17 protein-coding genes are annotated in these 19,093 nt (G+C 33.2%); 3 read left to right on the top strand and 14 right to left on the bottom strand.

The features are described 5' to 3' along the window. Positions 1–81: 81 nt before the first annotated feature. Positions 82–1,395, bottom strand: coding sequence for an ABC transporter substrate-binding protein (locus JK636_RS15200; protein WP_202749863.1), 1,314 nt, complete (start codon positions 1,393–1,395; stop codon positions 82–84). 339 nt (positions 1,396–1,734) lie between these two features. Between JK636_RS15200 and JK636_RS15195 the strand changes: the two genes are divergently transcribed. Further along, complete coding sequence (locus JK636_RS15195; protein ID WP_202749862.1) at positions 1,735–3,300, top strand: response regulator transcription factor; 1,566 nt, start codon at positions 1,735–1,737, stop codon at positions 3,298–3,300. Continuing rightward, entirely contained in the window at positions 3,293–5,068 is a 1,776-nt protein-coding gene (locus JK636_RS15190; RefSeq protein WP_202749861.1) for a sensor histidine kinase, read from the top strand. Before JK636_RS15195 ends, JK636_RS15190 begins: the two co-directional genes overlap by 8 nt. 58 nt (positions 5,069–5,126) lie before the next feature. Here the strand turns inward: JK636_RS15190 and JK636_RS15185 are convergent, their stop codons facing one another. The 12 genes from JK636_RS15185 to JK636_RS15130 form a co-directional block, all read right to left on the bottom strand. After that, the gene (locus tag JK636_RS15185; protein ID WP_202749860.1) at positions 5,127–5,894 is read right to left on the bottom strand and encodes a DODA-type extradiol aromatic ring-opening family dioxygenase; all 768 of its coding nucleotides are present in this window, start codon (positions 5,892–5,894) and stop codon (positions 5,127–5,129) included. Between the two features lie 13 nt (positions 5,895–5,907). Then, the gene (locus JK636_RS15180) at positions 5,908–6,543 is read right to left on the bottom strand and encodes an FMN-dependent NADH-azoreductase (protein ID WP_202749859.1); all 636 of its coding nucleotides are present in this window, start codon (positions 6,541–6,543) and stop codon (positions 5,908–5,910) included. A gap of 278 nt (positions 6,544–6,821) precedes the next feature. Then, positions 6,822–7,145, bottom strand: a complete 324-nt coding sequence (locus tag JK636_RS15175) for a hypothetical protein (RefSeq protein WP_202749858.1) — start codon at positions 7,143–7,145, stop codon at positions 6,822–6,824. Between the two features lie 89 nt (positions 7,146–7,234). Continuing rightward, positions 7,235–8,971: a methyl-accepting chemotaxis protein gene (locus JK636_RS15170; RefSeq protein ID WP_202749857.1), complete on the bottom strand. Its 1,737-nt coding sequence runs from the start codon at positions 8,969–8,971 to the stop codon at positions 7,235–7,237. 169 nt (positions 8,972–9,140) lie between these two features. Beyond that, positions 9,141–10,652 carry a lysine--tRNA ligase gene (lysS, locus tag JK636_RS15165; protein WP_202749856.1) on the bottom strand — a complete coding sequence of 504 codons (1,512 nt, stop codon included), beginning with the start codon at positions 10,650–10,652 and terminating at the stop codon, positions 9,141–9,143. 24 nt (positions 10,653–10,676) lie between these two features. Continuing rightward, entirely contained in the window at positions 10,677–11,159 is a 483-nt protein-coding gene (greA, locus tag JK636_RS15160; protein WP_202749855.1) for a transcription elongation factor GreA, read from the bottom strand. A gap of 132 nt (positions 11,160–11,291) precedes the next feature. Further along, on the bottom strand, positions 11,292–12,107 hold the full coding sequence (locus JK636_RS15155; RefSeq protein WP_202749854.1) for a hypothetical protein: 816 nt from the start codon (positions 12,105–12,107) through the stop codon (positions 11,292–11,294). Positions 12,108–12,162: 55 nt separating this feature from the next. Further along, entirely contained in the window at positions 12,163–13,125 is a 963-nt protein-coding gene (gene dusB / locus JK636_RS15150) for a tRNA dihydrouridine synthase DusB (protein ID WP_202749853.1), read from the bottom strand. Then, a complete protein-coding gene (locus JK636_RS15145) occupies positions 13,125–13,913 on the bottom strand; it encodes a type III pantothenate kinase (protein WP_202749852.1) in 789 nt (262 codons plus the stop codon). The genes dusB and JK636_RS15145 overlap by 1 nt, the downstream gene beginning before the upstream one ends. Before the next feature lie 69 nt (positions 13,914–13,982). Next, the gene (locus tag JK636_RS15140; RefSeq protein ID WP_202749851.1) at positions 13,983–14,378 is read right to left on the bottom strand and encodes a biotin/lipoyl-containing protein; all 396 of its coding nucleotides are present in this window, start codon (positions 14,376–14,378) and stop codon (positions 13,983–13,985) included. Between the two features lie 453 nt (positions 14,379–14,831). Beyond that, on the bottom strand, positions 14,832–15,137 hold the full coding sequence (locus tag JK636_RS15135) for a hypothetical protein (protein ID WP_202749850.1): 306 nt from the start codon (positions 15,135–15,137) through the stop codon (positions 14,832–14,834). Positions 15,138–15,154: 17 nt separating this feature from the next. Then, positions 15,155–16,645 carry an acyl-CoA carboxylase subunit beta gene (locus JK636_RS15130; protein WP_202749849.1) on the bottom strand — a complete coding sequence of 497 codons (1,491 nt, stop codon included), beginning with the start codon at positions 16,643–16,645 and terminating at the stop codon, positions 15,155–15,157. Between the two features lie 285 nt (positions 16,646–16,930). Here JK636_RS15130 and JK636_RS15125 point away from each other — a divergent pair, with 285 nt between their 5' ends. Then, on the top strand, positions 16,931–18,019 hold the full coding sequence (locus JK636_RS15125) for an LCP family protein (RefSeq protein WP_202749848.1): 1,089 nt from the start codon (positions 16,931–16,933) through the stop codon (positions 18,017–18,019). A gap of 18 nt (positions 18,020–18,037) precedes the next feature. On the opposite strand, the gene JK636_RS15120 is transcribed toward JK636_RS15125, so the two are convergent. Then, positions 18,038–19,048: a LacI family DNA-binding transcriptional regulator gene (locus JK636_RS15120; RefSeq protein WP_202749847.1), complete on the bottom strand. Its 1,011-nt coding sequence runs from the start codon at positions 19,046–19,048 to the stop codon at positions 18,038–18,040. Positions 19,049–19,093: the final 45 nt, after the last annotated feature.

The following is a 19,093-nucleotide window of genomic DNA, read 5'->3' as shown; positions in this document are numbered from 1 at the left end:
ACATATCTAGATGATTTAATTAGTAAATCGCTATTTGATAACGTTCGGAATACAAATAGCGATTTACCTTAAAACTTATGCTTAGTGATTAGCTACTGCAGCTTCAGCTTGTTTTTGTGCATCTTTGAGAGATGCATCCATGTCTGCATTTTTGCTAACTATATTTTGTACTGCACCTGATAAAATGTCTTCTATATTGTAAGTGCTTGTTCCGTAGTTAACAGAAGGTATTTTTGATGACCAGGTTGCAAAGTCTTGTAATACTTTTTGTCCACCATAGAAATCCACTGCTTTATTGTAATTGTCAGTACTTGAAGCAGCCTTTAATGTACTTACAAGATTAATTTTTTGTGATAGTGTATTCATAAGATCCTTGCTGCTTCCAAAAGTTTTAGCAAGGAAGTCTGCTGCTAAGTTTGAATCTCCAACCTTGTTTAATACATACCAGCTTGAACCTCCAAGGTTAGAAGCGTTTACTGAACTTGATACTGTACTTAATCTAGGAATTGCAGTTACAGCCCATTTTCCACTTTGATCTTGTGCTTTCATAACAGAACTTGAAATCCAGCAGCCTGTAGGAACAGATGCAACATCACCCTTTTGGAATGCTCCAACAAAGTTATCCCATCCTGTAATCGGCTTTACAATACCAGAATCCATAAGAGCCTTCCAAGTCTTTATAGACTCTTTAAGTGCCTGGTTATCAGCAAGATCTACAGTTTTTCCATCATCTTTAACATACCACTTTCCAGCTGATTGAAGCATAACTCTTATAAGACCTAAATCACTTGGGTCTAGTGTAAGCATTTGCTTTCCAGTCTTAGCTTTAACTGCTTTACCAATCTCAATAAATTTGTCCCATGTTAAATTGTTCATATCCTCTTTCTTGTAGCCAGCCTGCTCAATTAAATCGGTTCTATAAAATAAAGCTGTTACTCCGCTGTCAAAAGGAAGTCCATATAATTTTCCACTTAGGCTGTTAGGCTTAATTTTATAATCCATAAAGTCTGAATTATTTACTTTACCTGAAATATCCTTAAAAGCATCAGGATATGAATTTAAAAAGTTTTGTGCTCTATAATCTTCTACTAAAACTATATTAGGCAACCCTTCTGTAGAATTTGCACTTAGGTTAGTATTTAACTTTTGTACTATATCATTTTGTGCCATTTCTACTACTTCTACATCCACATCTTTATTTTCTTTTTGATATATTGCTTTTGCCTCATTAGCAGCAACTATATTAAAAGATCCGTCCCATGCCCAAATTACTAGTTTCTTTTTTCCTCCATCTGCAGGAGCCTTGGTATTATCAGCTGTGGTTTTTCCGCAAGCTGCGAGTCCTAAAGTCATAACTGCAGTTAGCGCAAGCGCCATTATTTTTTTTGAGTTCATTTTTATTTTCCCCCTCTAAAAATCTTTTTTGAAACGCTTTACATTGTTTCTAAATATATTGTAGCTAATATTTTAAAAATTTTATAAGAATATATTTATATCAATTTGTTTAATTTTAATATAGTTTTTGTAATGTCGTTTTATAAATTTGTACTTTTTTAAGATTATAGAAATATTTTTGTATACCTTTTCATTTATGTTATAGTTTTTGCTATAATTGCATATTATTAAGCTTTAATTTATAATTATTATAATAATCATAACTATTATTTGTTTAATCATACAAAATTTAATGTCAACTTTAATTATAAACTATTAATCTAAAAGGATCTGATATTATTGGACAACTTGTGCAAAATTTTAATAGTAGATGATGAGTATCTGCTAAGACAAGGAATAAAGCACCTTGTAGATTGGGAAAAAGAGGGCTTTACCATAGTTGGAGAAGCTTCTAATGGAAAAGAAGCCTTAGGCTTAATTGAGACTCTTACGCCTCATATAATTCTTTCTGATATAGTTATGCCGGTTATGGATGGACTAGAGCTTGTAAAGTTTGTTAAAGAAAATTATCCGCAAATACAAATAGTAATTCTAAGCGGCTATAGTGACTTTAACTATGTAAAAGGAACCTTTAAACTTGGCGTAAACGATTATATACTAAAGCCAAAGCTTAATCCTGATGAGATGCTTATGCTTCTGAAAAATATAGCCTTAAATATTCCAAACCTAACTATTTCAACAAATGGAATTAAGCCTAATATTGTAAACGAGTTAAATAAACTCGTTTCTGGATTTGCATACAGCCTTACACCCTCTGAGGTTTCCGAAGCTTTCCCTTGTGATAGCTTTCTGCTTCTAGGCACAGATATTAAAAAAATATGTGGTAAAGATTCCGAAAATATTTCAAGGTTAAAGCATTTACTTTTAAAGAGAATAAAACTCGCCTTAAATAACTTTACTTTTTATGAACTAGATACAACAAAAGATTTCTTTGTAATTTTAATTAACTTTAATAATAAAGATTATTCTCAAATTTTAAAGTGCTTAGATAATATGCTTGCAGCCCTTATCCACGACTTCCCAGATATATATTTTGCTGTAAGCAGCATCTTTACTTTCTTAACTAATCTTAAAGATATTTATTATAATTTTAAATTACTATTAGACTATAAATTTTTCTTAAAGAATGAAGTTCTCATAATGCAGCATAAACTTTCTAATAAAAGGTATAAGCAAAAATTCGATTTCAAGTATTATTCTGAAATGCTCTATTCATTAAATATAGCTTCAGCTCTAAATTACTTGAAACAATACATTGAGAATTGCATAACTCAATGCAGCGCAGAAGAGTTTGAATTAAAGACTCTATTTCAAAATGCATTTTACAACATATTAAATATCTTAGACGAACTTAACTTTGATATAGAAGAAATTAGCCGTTCAAAAATAGAGTATTTTCAAAAAATCGATGATTCAAAATATGCTGATGAACTTTTAAATTTACTTGAAAAGATTAAAGAAGATATAACAGAAGCCTTAAATAGCAAAGAGCTTCCAATTAACGATGAAATAATAAGTAAAATTACTCAATATATTTCAAGTCATTATAATGAACAGCTGTCACTAAAAGATATTGCAGATAAATTTCATTTTAATTACTATTACCTTTCTTCTTATTTTAGTTCTCACATAACTGAAGGTTTTAGTGATTATCTTAACAAGGTTCGTGTTGAAAAGGCACTTGAACTTTTAAAAAATGAGGATATCCCTGTTTCTGAAGTAAGTTATCTTGTGGGTTATTCAGATCACAGTTACTTTTGCAAGGTATTTAAGAAATTTACAAAAGTAACTCCAAGTAAATTCAGAAAAAATATTATAAGCAATAAAAGAGGCACTTATGAATAAATTAATTAACAGATTTAAATCTCTAAGTTTATTTTTCAAATTAACCTTGATTATCCTTATCAGCAGCATAGCTATTTCTGCCATTACTGCTTTTTCTGTAATGAATATATCACGAAAGCTTTTTATTGGTAATTTTACAATAACAAACAATAAAATTCTAAGACAAATACAGGATAGTTCTGCTGATTTAAATGACAAGCTTATTACTGTAATGAATACTGTTAATAATAGTTGGGCATTTAGAAGGTTTCTTACTAATAACTCTGGAAGCACTATAGAGCAAGCAACAACAATATATAATATGAAACAGCATCTAAAACCTCTTGATGCAGTTTTAGACCCTGTAAACATTGATTTTGTAGTTTTAGGAACCAATAACTATACCTATACAAGAAGTTCAGCTTTAATAACTTCATCTAAAGATGATATAAGAAACGACAAAATAACAAGATATGCTTTAGAAAATCCTGACAGACTTTTATATCAATACAGAAGTTCAGGCTTTACAAGTTCAACAGAAAATAATAACGTTATTATAGCTACAAAGGTATTGCAGGACAAAAATACAAATGAGCAGTTTGGAATACTGTATATACTAATAAATGAAAATGTATTTAGTAAGTTTTATTCTAACTTTCCCACAAAAGGCAACGATATTTTTCTAATGTCCTATGATGGTACTATTGTTTCCTCAAATAATAAGGGTTTAATAGGCAAGAAAGATGCCAGCCTGCTTGATGCGGCTAAAACGATAGATAATGAAACAGTTAAATATATAAATATAAAATCAAATAACAGTGATTATACTGTAATGTCTCGTTATATGCCTATTTATAATCTTTACTTAATTAACCGCGTTGATACAAAAACAGCTTTGGACGATATGTATAATATCAATGAAATTACTGTTATATGCGCTCTTATAATCTTAATTTCTGTTATTGTTTTATTTTTTATTACCAGAAAAACTACTAAACCTCTAAGAATATTGGTAAAGCAAATGTCAAAGGTAGCAGAAGGAAACTTCAAAAATCATATAGACCTTCAGGGTGGTTATGAAATAGAACAGCTGAGTAAATCTTATAATATTATGCTAGATGATATTAACGAATATGTAGAAAAGCTTCTTATAGCTCAAAAAAAGCAGCGTCAAGCAGAATTAGCAGCTCTTCAAATGCAGATTAATCCACATTTCATTTATAATACCTTAGCCTCAATTAAATTTCTTGTTTTTAAAGGAGATAAGGAGAATACAAGTGAAACAATAGATGCTTTTATTTCATTGCTACAAAATACTATTAGTAACACAAGTGAAACCATAACTGTTGAACAGGAAATTGATAATCTTAAACATTATGTTTTTATTAATGAAATGAGATATGGTGATAATATTAAAACAAGTTTTCATGTAATGCCGCAGTGCATTAAGTATAAGCTGCCAAAACTCATTCTTCAGCCCTTTATAGAAAATGCTTTCTTTCATGCATTTACCGATGGCAATGATGGTCGAATCCATGTTTTTATTTCCGAAAAAAACAATAGTTTATTCTGTGAAATTATTGATAACGGAACAGGAATGGAGGAAAAACAAATATCAGAACTTTATTCCTCCATTCCATCAAAAGGCGAACACTTTACCGGAATAGGCATCAGAAATGTTGATGATAGAATTAAAATGCTTTACGGCCTTGAATATGGAGTAACTATAAATAGCAAAACCGGAGTTGGAACAACAATAAATGTTAACTTGCCTCTAATAAAAGTATAACTTTATTTTTAACATTAACAAAAGCAGCCAGTATCACACTAGCTGCTTTTATTAATTGCTAAAACTCAAAACAAATATAACTTAAAGTACCAAATTCATAGCTTTTATGAAGAAGCTTTGGCAGTTTACCTTCCTGTCCACTTCCCATAGCTATAAATAGAGGAACCAAATGCTCTTCTCTTGGAACAGCCCTCTCTGCGTTTGGTGCAAGTTCCCTATATTTAAATAATAACTCTAAATCATTTTTCTCTATTTTATCAATAAGCCAATTGTCAAACTCCTCAGCCCATTTTTCAGGCCTTACAGCCTCCCAGTTTATAGTTCTCAAATTGTGAACTGTAGAGCCGCTTCCTATAACAAGGATATCTTCCTCTTTAAGCTTATTAATTGCTTCTCCTATTTCGTACTGCCTTTCCATTGAAAGATATGGATTTACAGAAATCTGTACAACTGGAATATCAGCCTCAGGATACATCAGGTGAAGGATAACCCAAGCACCATGATCTAAGCCTCTCTTAGTATCAAACTTACTTTCTATATTATAATTTTTAAGCATTCCTTGAAGTTTTGAAGCTAATTCTGGTGATCCATTTGCAGGATACTTCATTGAATAAAGCTCTTTAGGAAAACCATAAAAATCATAAATCATATCATAAGTGCCTTCTACAGAAGATATAGTAGTAATTTCTTCTTCAAAATGTGCTGTAAAAATGACTATTGCCTTTGGTTTAATACTCTTGCCCAAGTTTTTTAAAAAGCTTGTGTATTGATTATCCTCTATTGCAAGAGTTGGTCCTCCGTGACAAACAAATATTGAAGGTACCATATTCTCATCTCCCCTAAAATCTCTTAGCCGCTTCCTTAGCTCTTGCTATTCCATCATTCTTTATATTCTCTGACTTATCTGGAGCTGCGGCCATTCCTTCAACTATTACAGATTCTTTATCAGTAATGCCTATAAAATTTAAAACGGCATTTATATATTTATCTCCCATTTCAACAGCAGCTGCGGGACCTTCAGAATATATTCCTCCTCTTGCCTGAATATGAACAGCCTTTTTACCTCCTAATAATCCCACTGGACCATTTTCTGTATACTTGAAGGTTTTGCCTGCAATACATATATTATCAATATAAGCCTTCATCATTGGAGGAACAGAAAAGTTCCAAAGAGGTGTAACCAAAACATATTTATCAGCAGATAAGAACTGCTCTAATATTTCGTTCATAACTGATACCTTGTGCTGTTCTTCTGAGGTTAATTCACCAAAGGAAAGTCCTTGACCAAATTTACCCCAGGCACTAAAAACAACTTCATCTATAAGTGGAACTTCCATATCATATACATCTACATTAACAATTTCATCATTAGGATTTAATTCCTTATAAGTGTTTAAAAAAGCCTCTCCTAGAGTTAAGCTGAAAGATTGCTCCTTAGCTTTTGGGTTTGCAGTAATATATAGTATTTTTGACATTTTTATCTTCTCCTTTATGCTCTTTTCTATTTTTTCAACTAAGCACTTGTACATTTATAGTAATAGTAATTTAAATAGTTTTTATACATCACATATCATAACTTATAGTTACTTAGTTATCTTATGTAACTATAATACATCATTATAATTACTTTTGTCAAGTATCTATAATAAAATAATTGAAAATAATTTTCATTTGACTTCTACAGCGGATAGTTTTACAACATTATTGAGAATAAAAAACTTCCTCTGTTTAGTCTCAGAGGAAGTTTTTATTTTTACCAGTGTGAACCTACAGCATTATGGACAAAGGCTGCCATCCTGTTATATGGAATATCAACCACTGTTCCTAACATATTTCTACCGCAATTCATTCCTGCCTCATTATATCCATCATGCCCGCCAAAACTGTCACAACAATTTCCAAGAGCACATCCTGGTCCCTGACCTATTTGATTAACTAATCTTACAAAATCATTATTTGCATTAGCTAAAACTCCAGTAAAACCTGAACCAGATTGTCCACCACTTGTAGTGAATATACTAACAGTTTGTCCTAAGTTATCTTGAACATTCTCAACAAATCCAAAACCATAGCTCATATATAACTGCCTCCTTATAAACAACTTTGCTTGTCCTTCTATATAGTATGTTTATATAATAAAAGAGTTACTTATTATAGAGCTTTTGTTTATAACTTATATTCTTTAATCATATCGTTTAATTCTTCTATCATTTCATTTAAGCTATCAATAGAAGATAGAACCTCTTCTATTGATGCCGACTGTTCTTCCGAAGAAGCACTGATTTCCTCAGTTCCAGCAGCAGACTCCTGTGCAATAGCAGCCATATCTTGAACAGACTTTAAAACTCTTTCTTTTAAGGTCTCAATGTATTTTATATCATTGTCCAGGTTATTTATCTCATTTACTGTATCTGTCGCTGATACTTCTATATTAGTTAATGACTCCTTTGATTTATCTATTGCATCCTTTACATAAAATATCAAATCCTTAGATTCAACAGTAAGGTTGCTTATATTTAAAACATCCTTTGAAATTTTGTCCACTATACCTTGAATTTCCTTAGTAGAAAATGCTGCCTGCTCTGCTAATTTTCTTATTTCTTCTGATACAACTGCAAAGCCTTTTCCATGCTCTCCTGCTCTGGCAGCTTCGATGGCAGCATTTAAAGCTAGAAGATTAGTCTGCTCAGCGATTGAATTAATTGTTGTTAAAATACTAACTATTGATTTTGAAGATAAGTGAAGTTCTTCTACCTTTGAAGCTACTTCTAGAGCTGTTCCTAGATACCTATCAAAATTATTTTCAAGACTACTAATAGCAATTGTTCCTTGCCTATTTGCATCCTGCATATTTGTTGTATTATTAGACGTAATATCCAATCTTTCATTCATATCTTCAATTTTAGTTGATAAATTACTTACTAAATCGTAGCTTTTAGATGCCTCGTCAGCCTGTACAGTGCCTCCTGCTGCAATCTGTTGAACTTGACTTGTAATTCCTTCACTAGAAGATGCGATTTCTTGAGTTGAAAGTCCTATAATTTTCGAGGCTTGTACTAATTCATCTGATGTCCGTTGCATTTTATTAATCATTTTTCTAATATTATCAATCATTAGGTTAAATGACTTAGATAAAGTTCCCAGTTCATCATTATCTCTTATTTTCAACTTTCGTACATTCAAGTCATTTGAAGCAACACTTTCTGCAATACCGGCTATCTCTATTATTGGTTTAGAGACGTAACTTGCAACAAGATATCCGCAAAATGCTATAATTAAACTTATTCCAAGAGATATAAGTATAGCTGTAAGTCTAAACTTATGTAAAGCTAGATATGTGTCTTCTGCATCATAATCTATACCAACAAAACCTATCACCTTGTCATTTTCTTTTATAGGATAGTAGGAGCTTATAAGTATTCCCCACTTTCCCTCATCCCTTATTTTCTTATCAGTATATATATTCCCATTCCAAGCAGTTTCATATCTGTTATTGATATCTTCTATATCTCCAATATGAGACATACCTTCTTCCTTAGATCCATCAACAACATAAGAGAACTTTCCATCCTCATTTCTCCTCATTGTAAAAACATATTTTGCACCACTGAACTCCCTAATAGCGCTAAGACTTTCTCTCATCTTTTTATAGGAATCTTTTTGTTCATCTTCTTTTATTTTTAGCTTCTGAAACTCTTTAACATCAATATATCCAAGTGTATTTTTTGAAATATCTGAAGCTCTTTGAACAAGACCTTTAGTCGTTATATTATAGTTTATTAAATACAAAGCACTTGAAAGCAGACTAATCATAATTAATGATATAATAAAAAATAATACGGTTATCTTCGTTTTTAATCGTTTGAAGTAAGGTATTGTTGATGACTTAATTGTATTATTCATTTCTCCTCCAATAATCTCATTTATTGTAACTTTATTCCACATACCAGTAAGAGTATACATGCAAAATTCATTTTACTACACTATGCTTGTCGAAGTAACTCGAATCATGAGTTTTAAAAAATAAAGCGGTCAGCCTAAGCCAACCGCTTTATCGATTATTAATTATTAATTATTTATTATCTATTGGTTTCATTGTTGGGAATAATAATACGTCTCTTATAGAAATAGCATCTGTTAAGAACATTACTATTCTGTCTATGCCTATTCCAAGTCCGCCTGTTGGAGGCATCCCTGTTTCAAGAGCACTCATAAATTCCTCATCTATCATATAAGCTTCATCGTCTCCAAGCTCTCTTTCCTTAGCCTGCTGCTCAAATCTATCTCTTTGAACTATTGGATCATTAAGCTCTGAATAAGCATTACATACTTCTCTTCCAAAGATGAATCCTTCAAACCTTTCAGTAAAGTCTGCGTTTCCTCTCTTTTTCTTAGTAAGAGGTGAAATCTCAACTGGATAATCAATTAAGAAAGTAGGTTGAATTAAATGATGTTCTGCATATTCTTCAAACAATCCATTTAATACATCTGCCTTTGTGCAGTCCTTAATTTCTTTCTTAAACTCAAGATGCTTTTCTTTAGCAATAGCCTGAGCTTCTTCATCAGTTTTAATTGTAGTAAAGTCTATGTCGGCATATTCTTTAACTGCATCCACCATTGATAATCTTCTCCATGGTGGAGTTAAATCTATCTCTGTATCTTGGTAAGTTATCTTTGTAGTTCCGTTAACCTTTTGACAAACGTAAGCTACAAGGTTTTCCATAAGTTCCATCATATCATTGTAGTCAGCATAAGCTTCGTATAATTCTATCATAGTAAACTCTGGATTATGTCTTATATCTATACCTTCATTTCTAAAGTTCTTGCCCATATCATAAACTTTTTCAAAGCCGCCTACGATAAGTCTCTTTAAATATAGCTCTGTAGCTATTCTAAGATACATATCTATATCAAGAGCGTTATGATGAGTAGTAAATGGTCTAGCAGCTGCTCCGCCAGCAATAGGTGAAAGTATTGGAGTTTCAGCCTCAAGATATCCTCTATTGTCTAAAAACTCTCTTACATATCTAATAATTTGAGTTCTCTTAATAAAAGTCTCTCTTACATTTTCATTCATTATAAGATCAACTTCTCTTTGTCTATATCTAAGGTCTGGGTCTTTAAGACCATGCCACTTATCTGGAAGCGGCTTCAATGACTTGGATATTAACTGGAAATCCTTAATATGTACTGAAATTTCTTCTGTTTTAGTTTTGAATACAAAACCTGTTACACTAATCCAGTCTCCTAAATCTAAAGTTTTAAATTCCTTTAGCTTTTCTTCTCCAACATCATCAATCTTTATATACATTTGAAGTCTTCCGAATCTGTCTTGAATGTGTGAAAAGCCAGCCTTACCCTGTACTCTCTTAGACATAAGTCTTCCTGCAACAGTAACAGTTTGGTTTTCTAAACTTTCAAAGTTATCTTTAACTTCCTGTGATGTATGAGTTCTATTAACCTTATAAACATCAAATGGATCCTTCCCCTGTGCTTGAAGATCAGCAAGCTTTTGTCTTCTAAGCGTTACCTGCTCATTATACTTAGCTTCCTGCTGCTGAACATTTAATTCATCATTAGCCATTTATCTTTCCTCCACTTCGTTTGTTTAAGCTGTTCTTATTCCAAGTATTTCGTACTTATTTACTCCATCTGGTACTGGAACTTCTACTACATCCCCTACCTTTTTTCCTATAAGCGCATTTCCAACTGGTGATTCATTAGAAATTTTATTTTCCATAGGATCAGCTTCTGCAGAACCAACAATAGAAAGCTCCATTTCTTCATCAAATTCAAAATCCTTAACCTTAACAATAGAACCTACGCTAACCTTATCTCTAGGAATTTCAGACTCATCAACTACAGTTGCATTTTTAAGCATATTTTCAAGCTGAGCAATCCTACCTTCAACAAAAGCTTGTTCATTTTTAGCTTCATCATACTCAGCATTTTCGCTTAAGTCCCCAAAAGAACGTGCAACCTTTATTTTTTCTTTTATATCAACTCTTTTTATTGTTTTAAGATATTCTAATTCTTCCTCTAACTTTTTTACACCTTCATATGTCATTAAAAACTTTTTTGAATCACTCATTTCTTTCTCCCCTTCTAAAATATAATCATAATTCCCTTACCCAATAATTCATGTAAGCTAAACAAGCTAATTCATTAAGTACATATTATAAAACAGCATTTTCATAATGTCAACAACTAGCAATTTTGCCTTCTACATTTCTATAACTTTTTCATTAAACTTAACCTTATCTAAATAAATTCCATTATACCTAAGTGCTTTCTCTACATCTCTCTCCTGCATCTGATTTAAAATAGCTCCCAACACTTCACAGCCAAATTCCAGATTATTTATATCCCATGGCACAGCAAAGCTTACGTCATTTATTACTGTGGATGTATTATCTGGAATAAACAAATTATTTATGTACCATACTGGTATCTTAGCTTCAATTTCCATTGAGCTTATTATAAAATCTGCTTCTCTTACAGCATAATCATAATCAGCTGTTACAACAGGGGATATGCCATAATTGGCTATTATGTAGTCACTTAAGGTTCTTGTTCTTTTTATGTCCTTTGAAACCAGTATAAAATATTTGCATTCCTTGGCAAGCTCGCAGACTATATTATAAAGTTCTTTGTCTGCGGCATCATAAATAACAATACAGGAAGTTTTAATACTTTTTTGACTTATTCTAAGGAGTATTTTTACACTGTTAACTACTCCATAAGCGAAAAGTTTTCTTTGGAATTCATTTAAAATATTAAAATCCAAATTTCTAGCTGTTTTTGGAGCAAGCTCCACACTTTGCTTCCTTATGAAACTCTTAGCTTTCTCCATATTGCCAAGGTAAGCTTTATTATTAAAATTAGGAGGGAGTTTTACATGAGCAACAGTTAAATCAAGCTCTTTTATAAAACTCTCTCCTTTTAACCTTATTCTAAACCTATCCTTAATCCTACCAAGAAAGCTGTCATCATAATATGCCTTGTTTAAGTCGGTACTTACATATATAACAGGCTTCATTATGAACCTCTAATAATTATTTACAATGCTATTATATTCATACATATTTTAAAAATTACAGTATATTTCTATATCTATTTAATATATCTTTTACACCTTGTGCAGTTTTTTCAGCATTAACTTCATTTTTAATATCTGTACAATTTTTCATTCCTTTTATATACCAGCCAATGTGCTTTCTCATTTCTCTTACTGCTTTAAGTTCTCCATGATATCGTACCGCTAAGCTCAAGTGTCTTATACCCAAATCTATTTTTTCAAGATCTGAAGGGTAAGTGACTTCTTCCCCTCTCAAAGCCTGAGTTACTTCTCTAAAAATCCATGGATTCCCTTGAGCGCCTCTTGCTATCATAATGCCGTCACACTTTGTGTAATTACTAATCAGCACAGCAGCCTCTGCAGAAAAAATATCACCATTTCCTATAACAGGAATACTTACACTTTCTTTTACTTGTCTTATTATATCCCAATCTGCCTTCCCTTCATACATCTGCTCTCGGGTTCTTCCATGAACAGCAACAGCACATGCTCCTGCTTGTTCCATTTCCTTTGCAAAATCTACAGCGTTTATTTCTCTGTCATTAAAACCCTTCCTGAATTTTACAGTAACGGGCTTTTTTGAAGCTTTTTTAACTTCTCTGACAATTTCAGCTGCAAGCTTAGGATTTCTCATAAGTGCAGAGCCTTCACCATTTTTTACAACCTTAGGTACTGGACACCCCATGTTTATATCAATTAAACATATGTCATCATTATCATTAAAATAATCACAGGCCTTAGCCATTATATAAGGATCATTTCCAAAAATCTGCACTGCCACAGGCTTTTCTTCTTCTGAAACCCTTAGCATTTGTTCTGTGTTATCGCTTTTATAATAAAGTCCCTTGGCACTAACCATTTCAGTATATGAAAGACCGCAGCCCATCTCAACGCAGAGCCCCCTAAAGGCTATATCTGTAACTCCTGCCATAGGTGCCAGAAACACATTATTATTAAATTCAAGATTTCCGATCTTCATTAACTCACCTGTTCTTTATTCTTATCATAAATAATTCTTAGTCCCTCCAAAGTTAAATAAGGAACAACCTTATCAATATGCTTTGAATCCTTGCTTATTAAAGTTGCAAGTCCTCCTGTAGCAATAACAAGCGGCTCGCTCTCTCCATAGTCCTGCATTTCTTTTTTCATCTTTTCTACTATATAATCAACAGAACCTGTATAGCCATATAATATTCCGGCCTGCATGCTTGTAACAGTATTTTTACAAATAACTCCCGGAGTTTTGACAAGTTCAACTCTAGGAAGCTTTGCTGCTTTTTCAAATAATGCCTCTGCCGATATTTTTATACCTGGGCAAATTGTCCCTCCTAAATAATCTCCATTTTTAGTTACAGCGCAAAAAGTAGTTGCTGTACCAAAATCTATGATTATTAGAGCTCTATTATAAGTTTCATGTGCAGCTACAGCATTAACTATTCTGTCAGCTCCAACTTCTTTTGGATTATCATACTTGATATTTATACCTGTTTTTATGCCAGGGCCTACTACAAGGGGAGTCTGATTAAAGTATTTTCTCACCATATGTTCTACTGTATACATAATGTTAGGCACTACTGATGAAACTATTACACCCTCAACCTTATCAAGCTCAAGCTTTTTCTGAGTAAAAAGCTGCATAACCTGAACACCGTACTCATCCGCAGTTCTTTTATGATCTGTCGCCAGTCTCCAGTCTGCTATTAGATTCTTTCCTTCATAAACACCAAGAACAATATTTGTATTTCCAACATCTAAAACTAAAATCATATCTAACACCTCTTTTTTCACGCCTTTAATTTTAAACCCTGGCAACAATTTGTCAAGAGAAAAATATTTCTATTCTATAACTGCCATTAAATCCTCGGTATTAACACTCTGCCCTTTTGAAACTTGAACACTTACAACTGTTCCATCAACTGGTGAAACAATTTCATTTTCCATTTTCATGGCTTCAAGAACAAATAATAAATCTCCCTTGTTAATTTTGTCTCCTTCTTTTATATTAACTCCAACTATTGTACCTGGCATTGGAGCATTTATTTTTGTGCCCCCTTCTGGTACTGCCTTAGGCGCTGCTTTAGGTGTTTCTTTTTTGATTTCTTGCTGCTTAACTTCTGTCTTTAAAGCTTTAGACTCTGTTATCTGCGGCTGTACTGGCTCAAAATTCCCCATTACCTCTTCAACCTCAACCTCATATCTATTTCCATTAACAGTTACATAATATTTCTTCATTTTAATTTCTCTTCTCCTTTCTCTCGAACACTGGGCAGTCTAAATCACTCGCTCTCGCTCGCAATCTGCTCGTCAAAGCCCATTTAGGGCTTTGGCTCCGCCCACTGGGCAGCTTAGATCACTCGTTCTCGCTCGCAATCTGCCCGTCAAAGCCCATTTAGGGCTTTGGCTCCGCCCACTGGGCAGCTTAGATCACTCGCTCTCGCTCGCAATCTGCCCGTCAAAGCCCATTTAGGGCTTTGGCTCCGCCCACTGGGCAGCTTAGATCACTCGCTCTCGCTCGCAATCTGCCCGTCAAAGCCCATTTAGGGCTTTGGCTCCGCCCACTGGGCAGCTTAGATCACTCGCTCTCGCTCGCAATCTGCCCGTCAAAGCCCATTTAGGGCTTTGGCTCCGCCCACTGGGCAGCTTAGATCACTCGCTCTCGCTCGCAATCTGCCCGTCAAAGCCCATTTAGGGCTTTGACCTCCATACAGGAACGTTTTGTTCAACTCTTTTTATACTCTTTATTCTAAGCTTTGATACAGGTGTATCTAGATAAGCGGATAAAGCTCCCATAACAACCGCAACAACCTCTAAATCTTCCTGTCTGTTTTCTTCTTCACGTACTGTGCTTATTTTTGATACCGCTATCTGTTCATCATTTACATTGTCACTAATATCAGTTTCTTTACGATTCGGTCCTAAAAAGTAAATAACCACAAATGCTGCAATTGCTAAAACAGCTATACCAGTTGAACTGCTAAAAAAACTAACCATTATTACCTTCAACCTCCCTATATAAAAATACTTCCATGCTTTTTAGGATAGCTTATCACTCTTTTACTTTGAAGCATATCAATTACAGCAAATAATCTTATTCTTGATTCGGAAGGCAGGATTATATCGTCTATAATACCCTTTTCTGCAGCTAAATATGGATTCGTAAATTCATCACCGTATTTTTCGATTATTTCTTTCTCCTTATCCTTCGGTTTATCTGAACTTAAAATTTCTTCCTTATATATACTCTTAATTACAGCTTCAGGCTCTCCTATTGAAATTCTTGCACTAGGCCAAGCGTATGTAATATCAAAAGCAGCTTCCTTACTGGCTAAGGTTATATATGCACTTCCAAAGGCATCTCCTATTATTAAAGAAACCTTTGGTACCTTTGCTTCAGAAAGTGTAAACAAAAGTTTTGAAGCTGATAACGCCAAGCCGTTTCTTTCTTCATCTAAAGCAATTCTAAAGCCTTTTGTGTCTACTATACTTAATATTGGAAGATTATAAGAACTACAAAGCTTTGCAAACCTTGTAAGCTTATCTACAGCCTTAATGCATATGCCTTCATTATTTTCAATTTTATCTGTAGCCATAACTCCAATAGTAATACCATTCAGCTTCATAAGCCCTGTTAAGACTTCTTTCATATGATTTCCGTTTATTTCTATTAGGCTGTCTTTATCGCCTATATAATTTAAAATTTCATATATATCATAATTTTTTTCTTTTGATATCTCATCTAAAGCACTTTCTGGAACACTTAATTCATCAGCATTAGTATTTAAAGAAAGTTCTAAAGTATTTGAAGGCAGATAATCAATGAGTCTTCTAGCAACCTCTAGGGCCTCTTTATCATCCTTTGCAGTAAGCTGAGCTGTTCCATTCTTACTTCCGCTTACAGCATCTCCATACATGTTAATATTAACGTAATTCTCTTCCACTTCAGCAATTTTATCTGGAGAATTTATGTAAAGCTCCCCGCTGTGTTCAACCATTATGGTAAAGTCACTCATTGCTGCACTTATAGCTGCTGTTCCAGTACAGGCTCCGGCTATAACTGCTATTTGAGGTACGGCACCTGAAAGTTCAGCATTTTTCCTAATTATCTTTCCATAGGCTCCTAAGACTTCAACTCCCTCAGATATATCTGCTCCTACAGAATCATAAATTTCGATAATAGGCGCTCCCATCTTTAAAGCCATATCCATTATCCTGCATATCTTATTGCTGTTTATTAAGTTAATACTTCCTCCACTGGAAGTATAATCCTGACTAAATACGTATGTTAATCTTCCATTTACAGTTCCATAGCCAGTTATAACGCCGCCGCCGTTTTTCCCTTCTAAGGAACCGACTTCAATGAAGGAGCCTTTGTCAATAACAGTTTCTACTCTTTCTCTTGCCGTAAGCTTATTTAGATTATGTTGAGCTTCTATCTTCTGCTCTCCTCCGCCTTGGTTAGACTTTTCTTTTGTATCTATTAGCTTCTGTATGCTGTCCATGAGATTCCTCCTATGCTTTAAATTGTTTATACTAATCAAATTGAGTTTAAATAAAAAATATATAAATATTTATATATTTTCATATTTATATATTTTTCCAAAATATCATTACTATAAATAATATCACAAATAAAAAGATTTACAAAATTCACTTTATATTTTTATATAGAATTTTGTTCCACTGCATCCAACAACCCCCGGCATTTTGTATCCTTGAAGCGGGAAATATAAATAATAGAAAAACAATATCCGCTAATAATTTTTATAAATATAAGGGGGTATAAGATGGAAAGAAAACATACTAAAACTTTTAAAAAGTTTTTATACATATTTATTATACTATTTATAGCTTCTGCAACCACAGCCAGCATATACGCTTATTCTCAGCTTAATAAAATAAAAAATGTAAGGATTTCAAAAACAGATGAAGACCTTGGAATTAGGACCGAACCTTCTCCGAGCCAGGATGATTTTCAGTTTACTCCATCTAGTTTAGAAACTATCCCTTCACCAAAGACTGAGGCAGAACAGCTTCCTTTGCCTGAAAATAGGAGCGATATAATAAATATAGCACTATATGGTACAGACGTTGGAAGAGCAAAATATGATGCACCTCATTCAGATTCAATAATTATAGTTACGTTAGATTTTAAAAATAATAAAATTAAGCTTTCTTCTGTTATGAGAGATACCTATGTTAAAATTTACGGCCATGGCCGCGGAAAAATCGGAGATGCCTATGCCTATGGCGGCCCTCAGCTTGCAATCAGAACTCTTAATGAAAATTTTAACCTTAATATAAGAGATTATGCCGCAGTTGATTTCTTCAATCTTGAAAAGGTAATTGATGTACTTGGAGGAGTTGCTGTAGAAGTCAAAGACTATGAAGTAAAGGAGTTAAATTACAGAATAAAAGAAGCTGCAGACCTTCAAAACAAAAGGCCTCATCTTGTAAAAGAGGCTGGAATTCAAAATTTAAAAGGCATTCAAGCCGTTGCCTACTGCCGAATCAGAAGCGTAGGCCACGGTGATTTTGAAAGAACCTCAAGACAGAGAATAGTATTAAATGAACTGTTTAAAAAAATTCAAAGTACTGGATTATTAAAATATACTTCTTTAGCTTCAGAAATATTTCCTATGATAGAAACAAGTCTTACAAAGAGTGAAATTATAAAGCTTGGAAGCTCTGTACTTACACAAAACCTTAGAGCTGTTGAACAGGAAAGATTCCCTTTAGACGGCTACTGCAAAGGTGAGGTTATCAGAGGCATTTGGTATTTAACTTTAAAACCTGACAACAGAACAACGGTAAATCAAATTAATAACTTTATTTATAGAAATATCAAACCTGAGGCTAAAGCTCCTCTGTTTTAAAAACTTAGTCCTGAAAAGTTAATACTCTTCAGGACTTTTTTTGCAGCTTTCTCTAATTATAAGTTTAGTTGGAAGCACAATTTTTTTACTTATCTTCCTTTCAAATTTAACCCTCTCAAGCAAAAGTTCAACAGAAGTTTCTCCCATTAAATCTATATAAATCTTTACAGTGCTTAAAGGAGGTACTATAAACTGAGCTGTTGATATATCGTTACAGCCTATTATGCTTATATCCCCAGGAATACTAAGTCCCTTTTCCATAACAGCCCTATAGGCTCCTATGGCCATAGAATCGTTAGCTATAAAAAAAGCATCAGGATACTTATTCGTGCTTAAAATATCCTTCATAAGTTCATAACCACTGGCAGGAGTGAAGCTTCCTATTCTAATAAAACTTTCATTTAAAAGCCCCATTTCCTTCATGTATTCCCTAAACCATCGTTCCCTGTAATCCGTAAGTTTTTGACTGGCCTCGTCAAAGCTATCAATTCCACCTATATAGCCTATCTCTTTATGACCTGAGACTATAAAGTGATCAAGCACCTTTTTAACTACTCTTCTCATACTAATTACTACACAATCAAAATCCTCATCCTCTGGATCGCTGTCAACAAATACTATATTATGGTTTATATTCTTAAGCATTTCAACCTCTTTAGAAGAAAAAATGCCTACAGCCAATATTCCGTCTATAGTCTTAAGTCTTTCATCTATAAGCTTATCCTTAGAAATAACTATATAATCTATATTTTCTTCCTTTAAGCACTTTTCAATAGAAAGTCTTATAGATAAGTAATAGGTATCCTCTAATTCTTCCTTTTCTGAATATCCTTTAATAATGCAGACCTCATAAGCCGCTTTCTTACTTTTTCTTTCCTTTGTAGTAACATATTCAAGCTCCTGAGCAACCTCAAATATTCTTTTTCTTGTGGCATCCGATACATTTAGTGACTCATCGTAATTTAAAACTCTTGAGACAGTTGCAATAGATACTCCTGCCTTTTCAGCTATTTCTTTAATTGTAGCCATTTAGGACTTCTCCCCGCCTTCCATGAAACTTATTCCTTATTTGTA

It is taken from the genome of Clostridium rhizosphaerae (assembly GCF_016765585.1).
Classification (GTDB): domain Bacteria; phylum Bacillota; class Clostridia; order Clostridiales; family Clostridiaceae; genus Clostridium_AT; species Clostridium_AT rhizosphaerae.
Note: the sequence above shows the minus strand (reverse complement) of the source record. Positions and strands in the feature narration are given on the sequence as shown.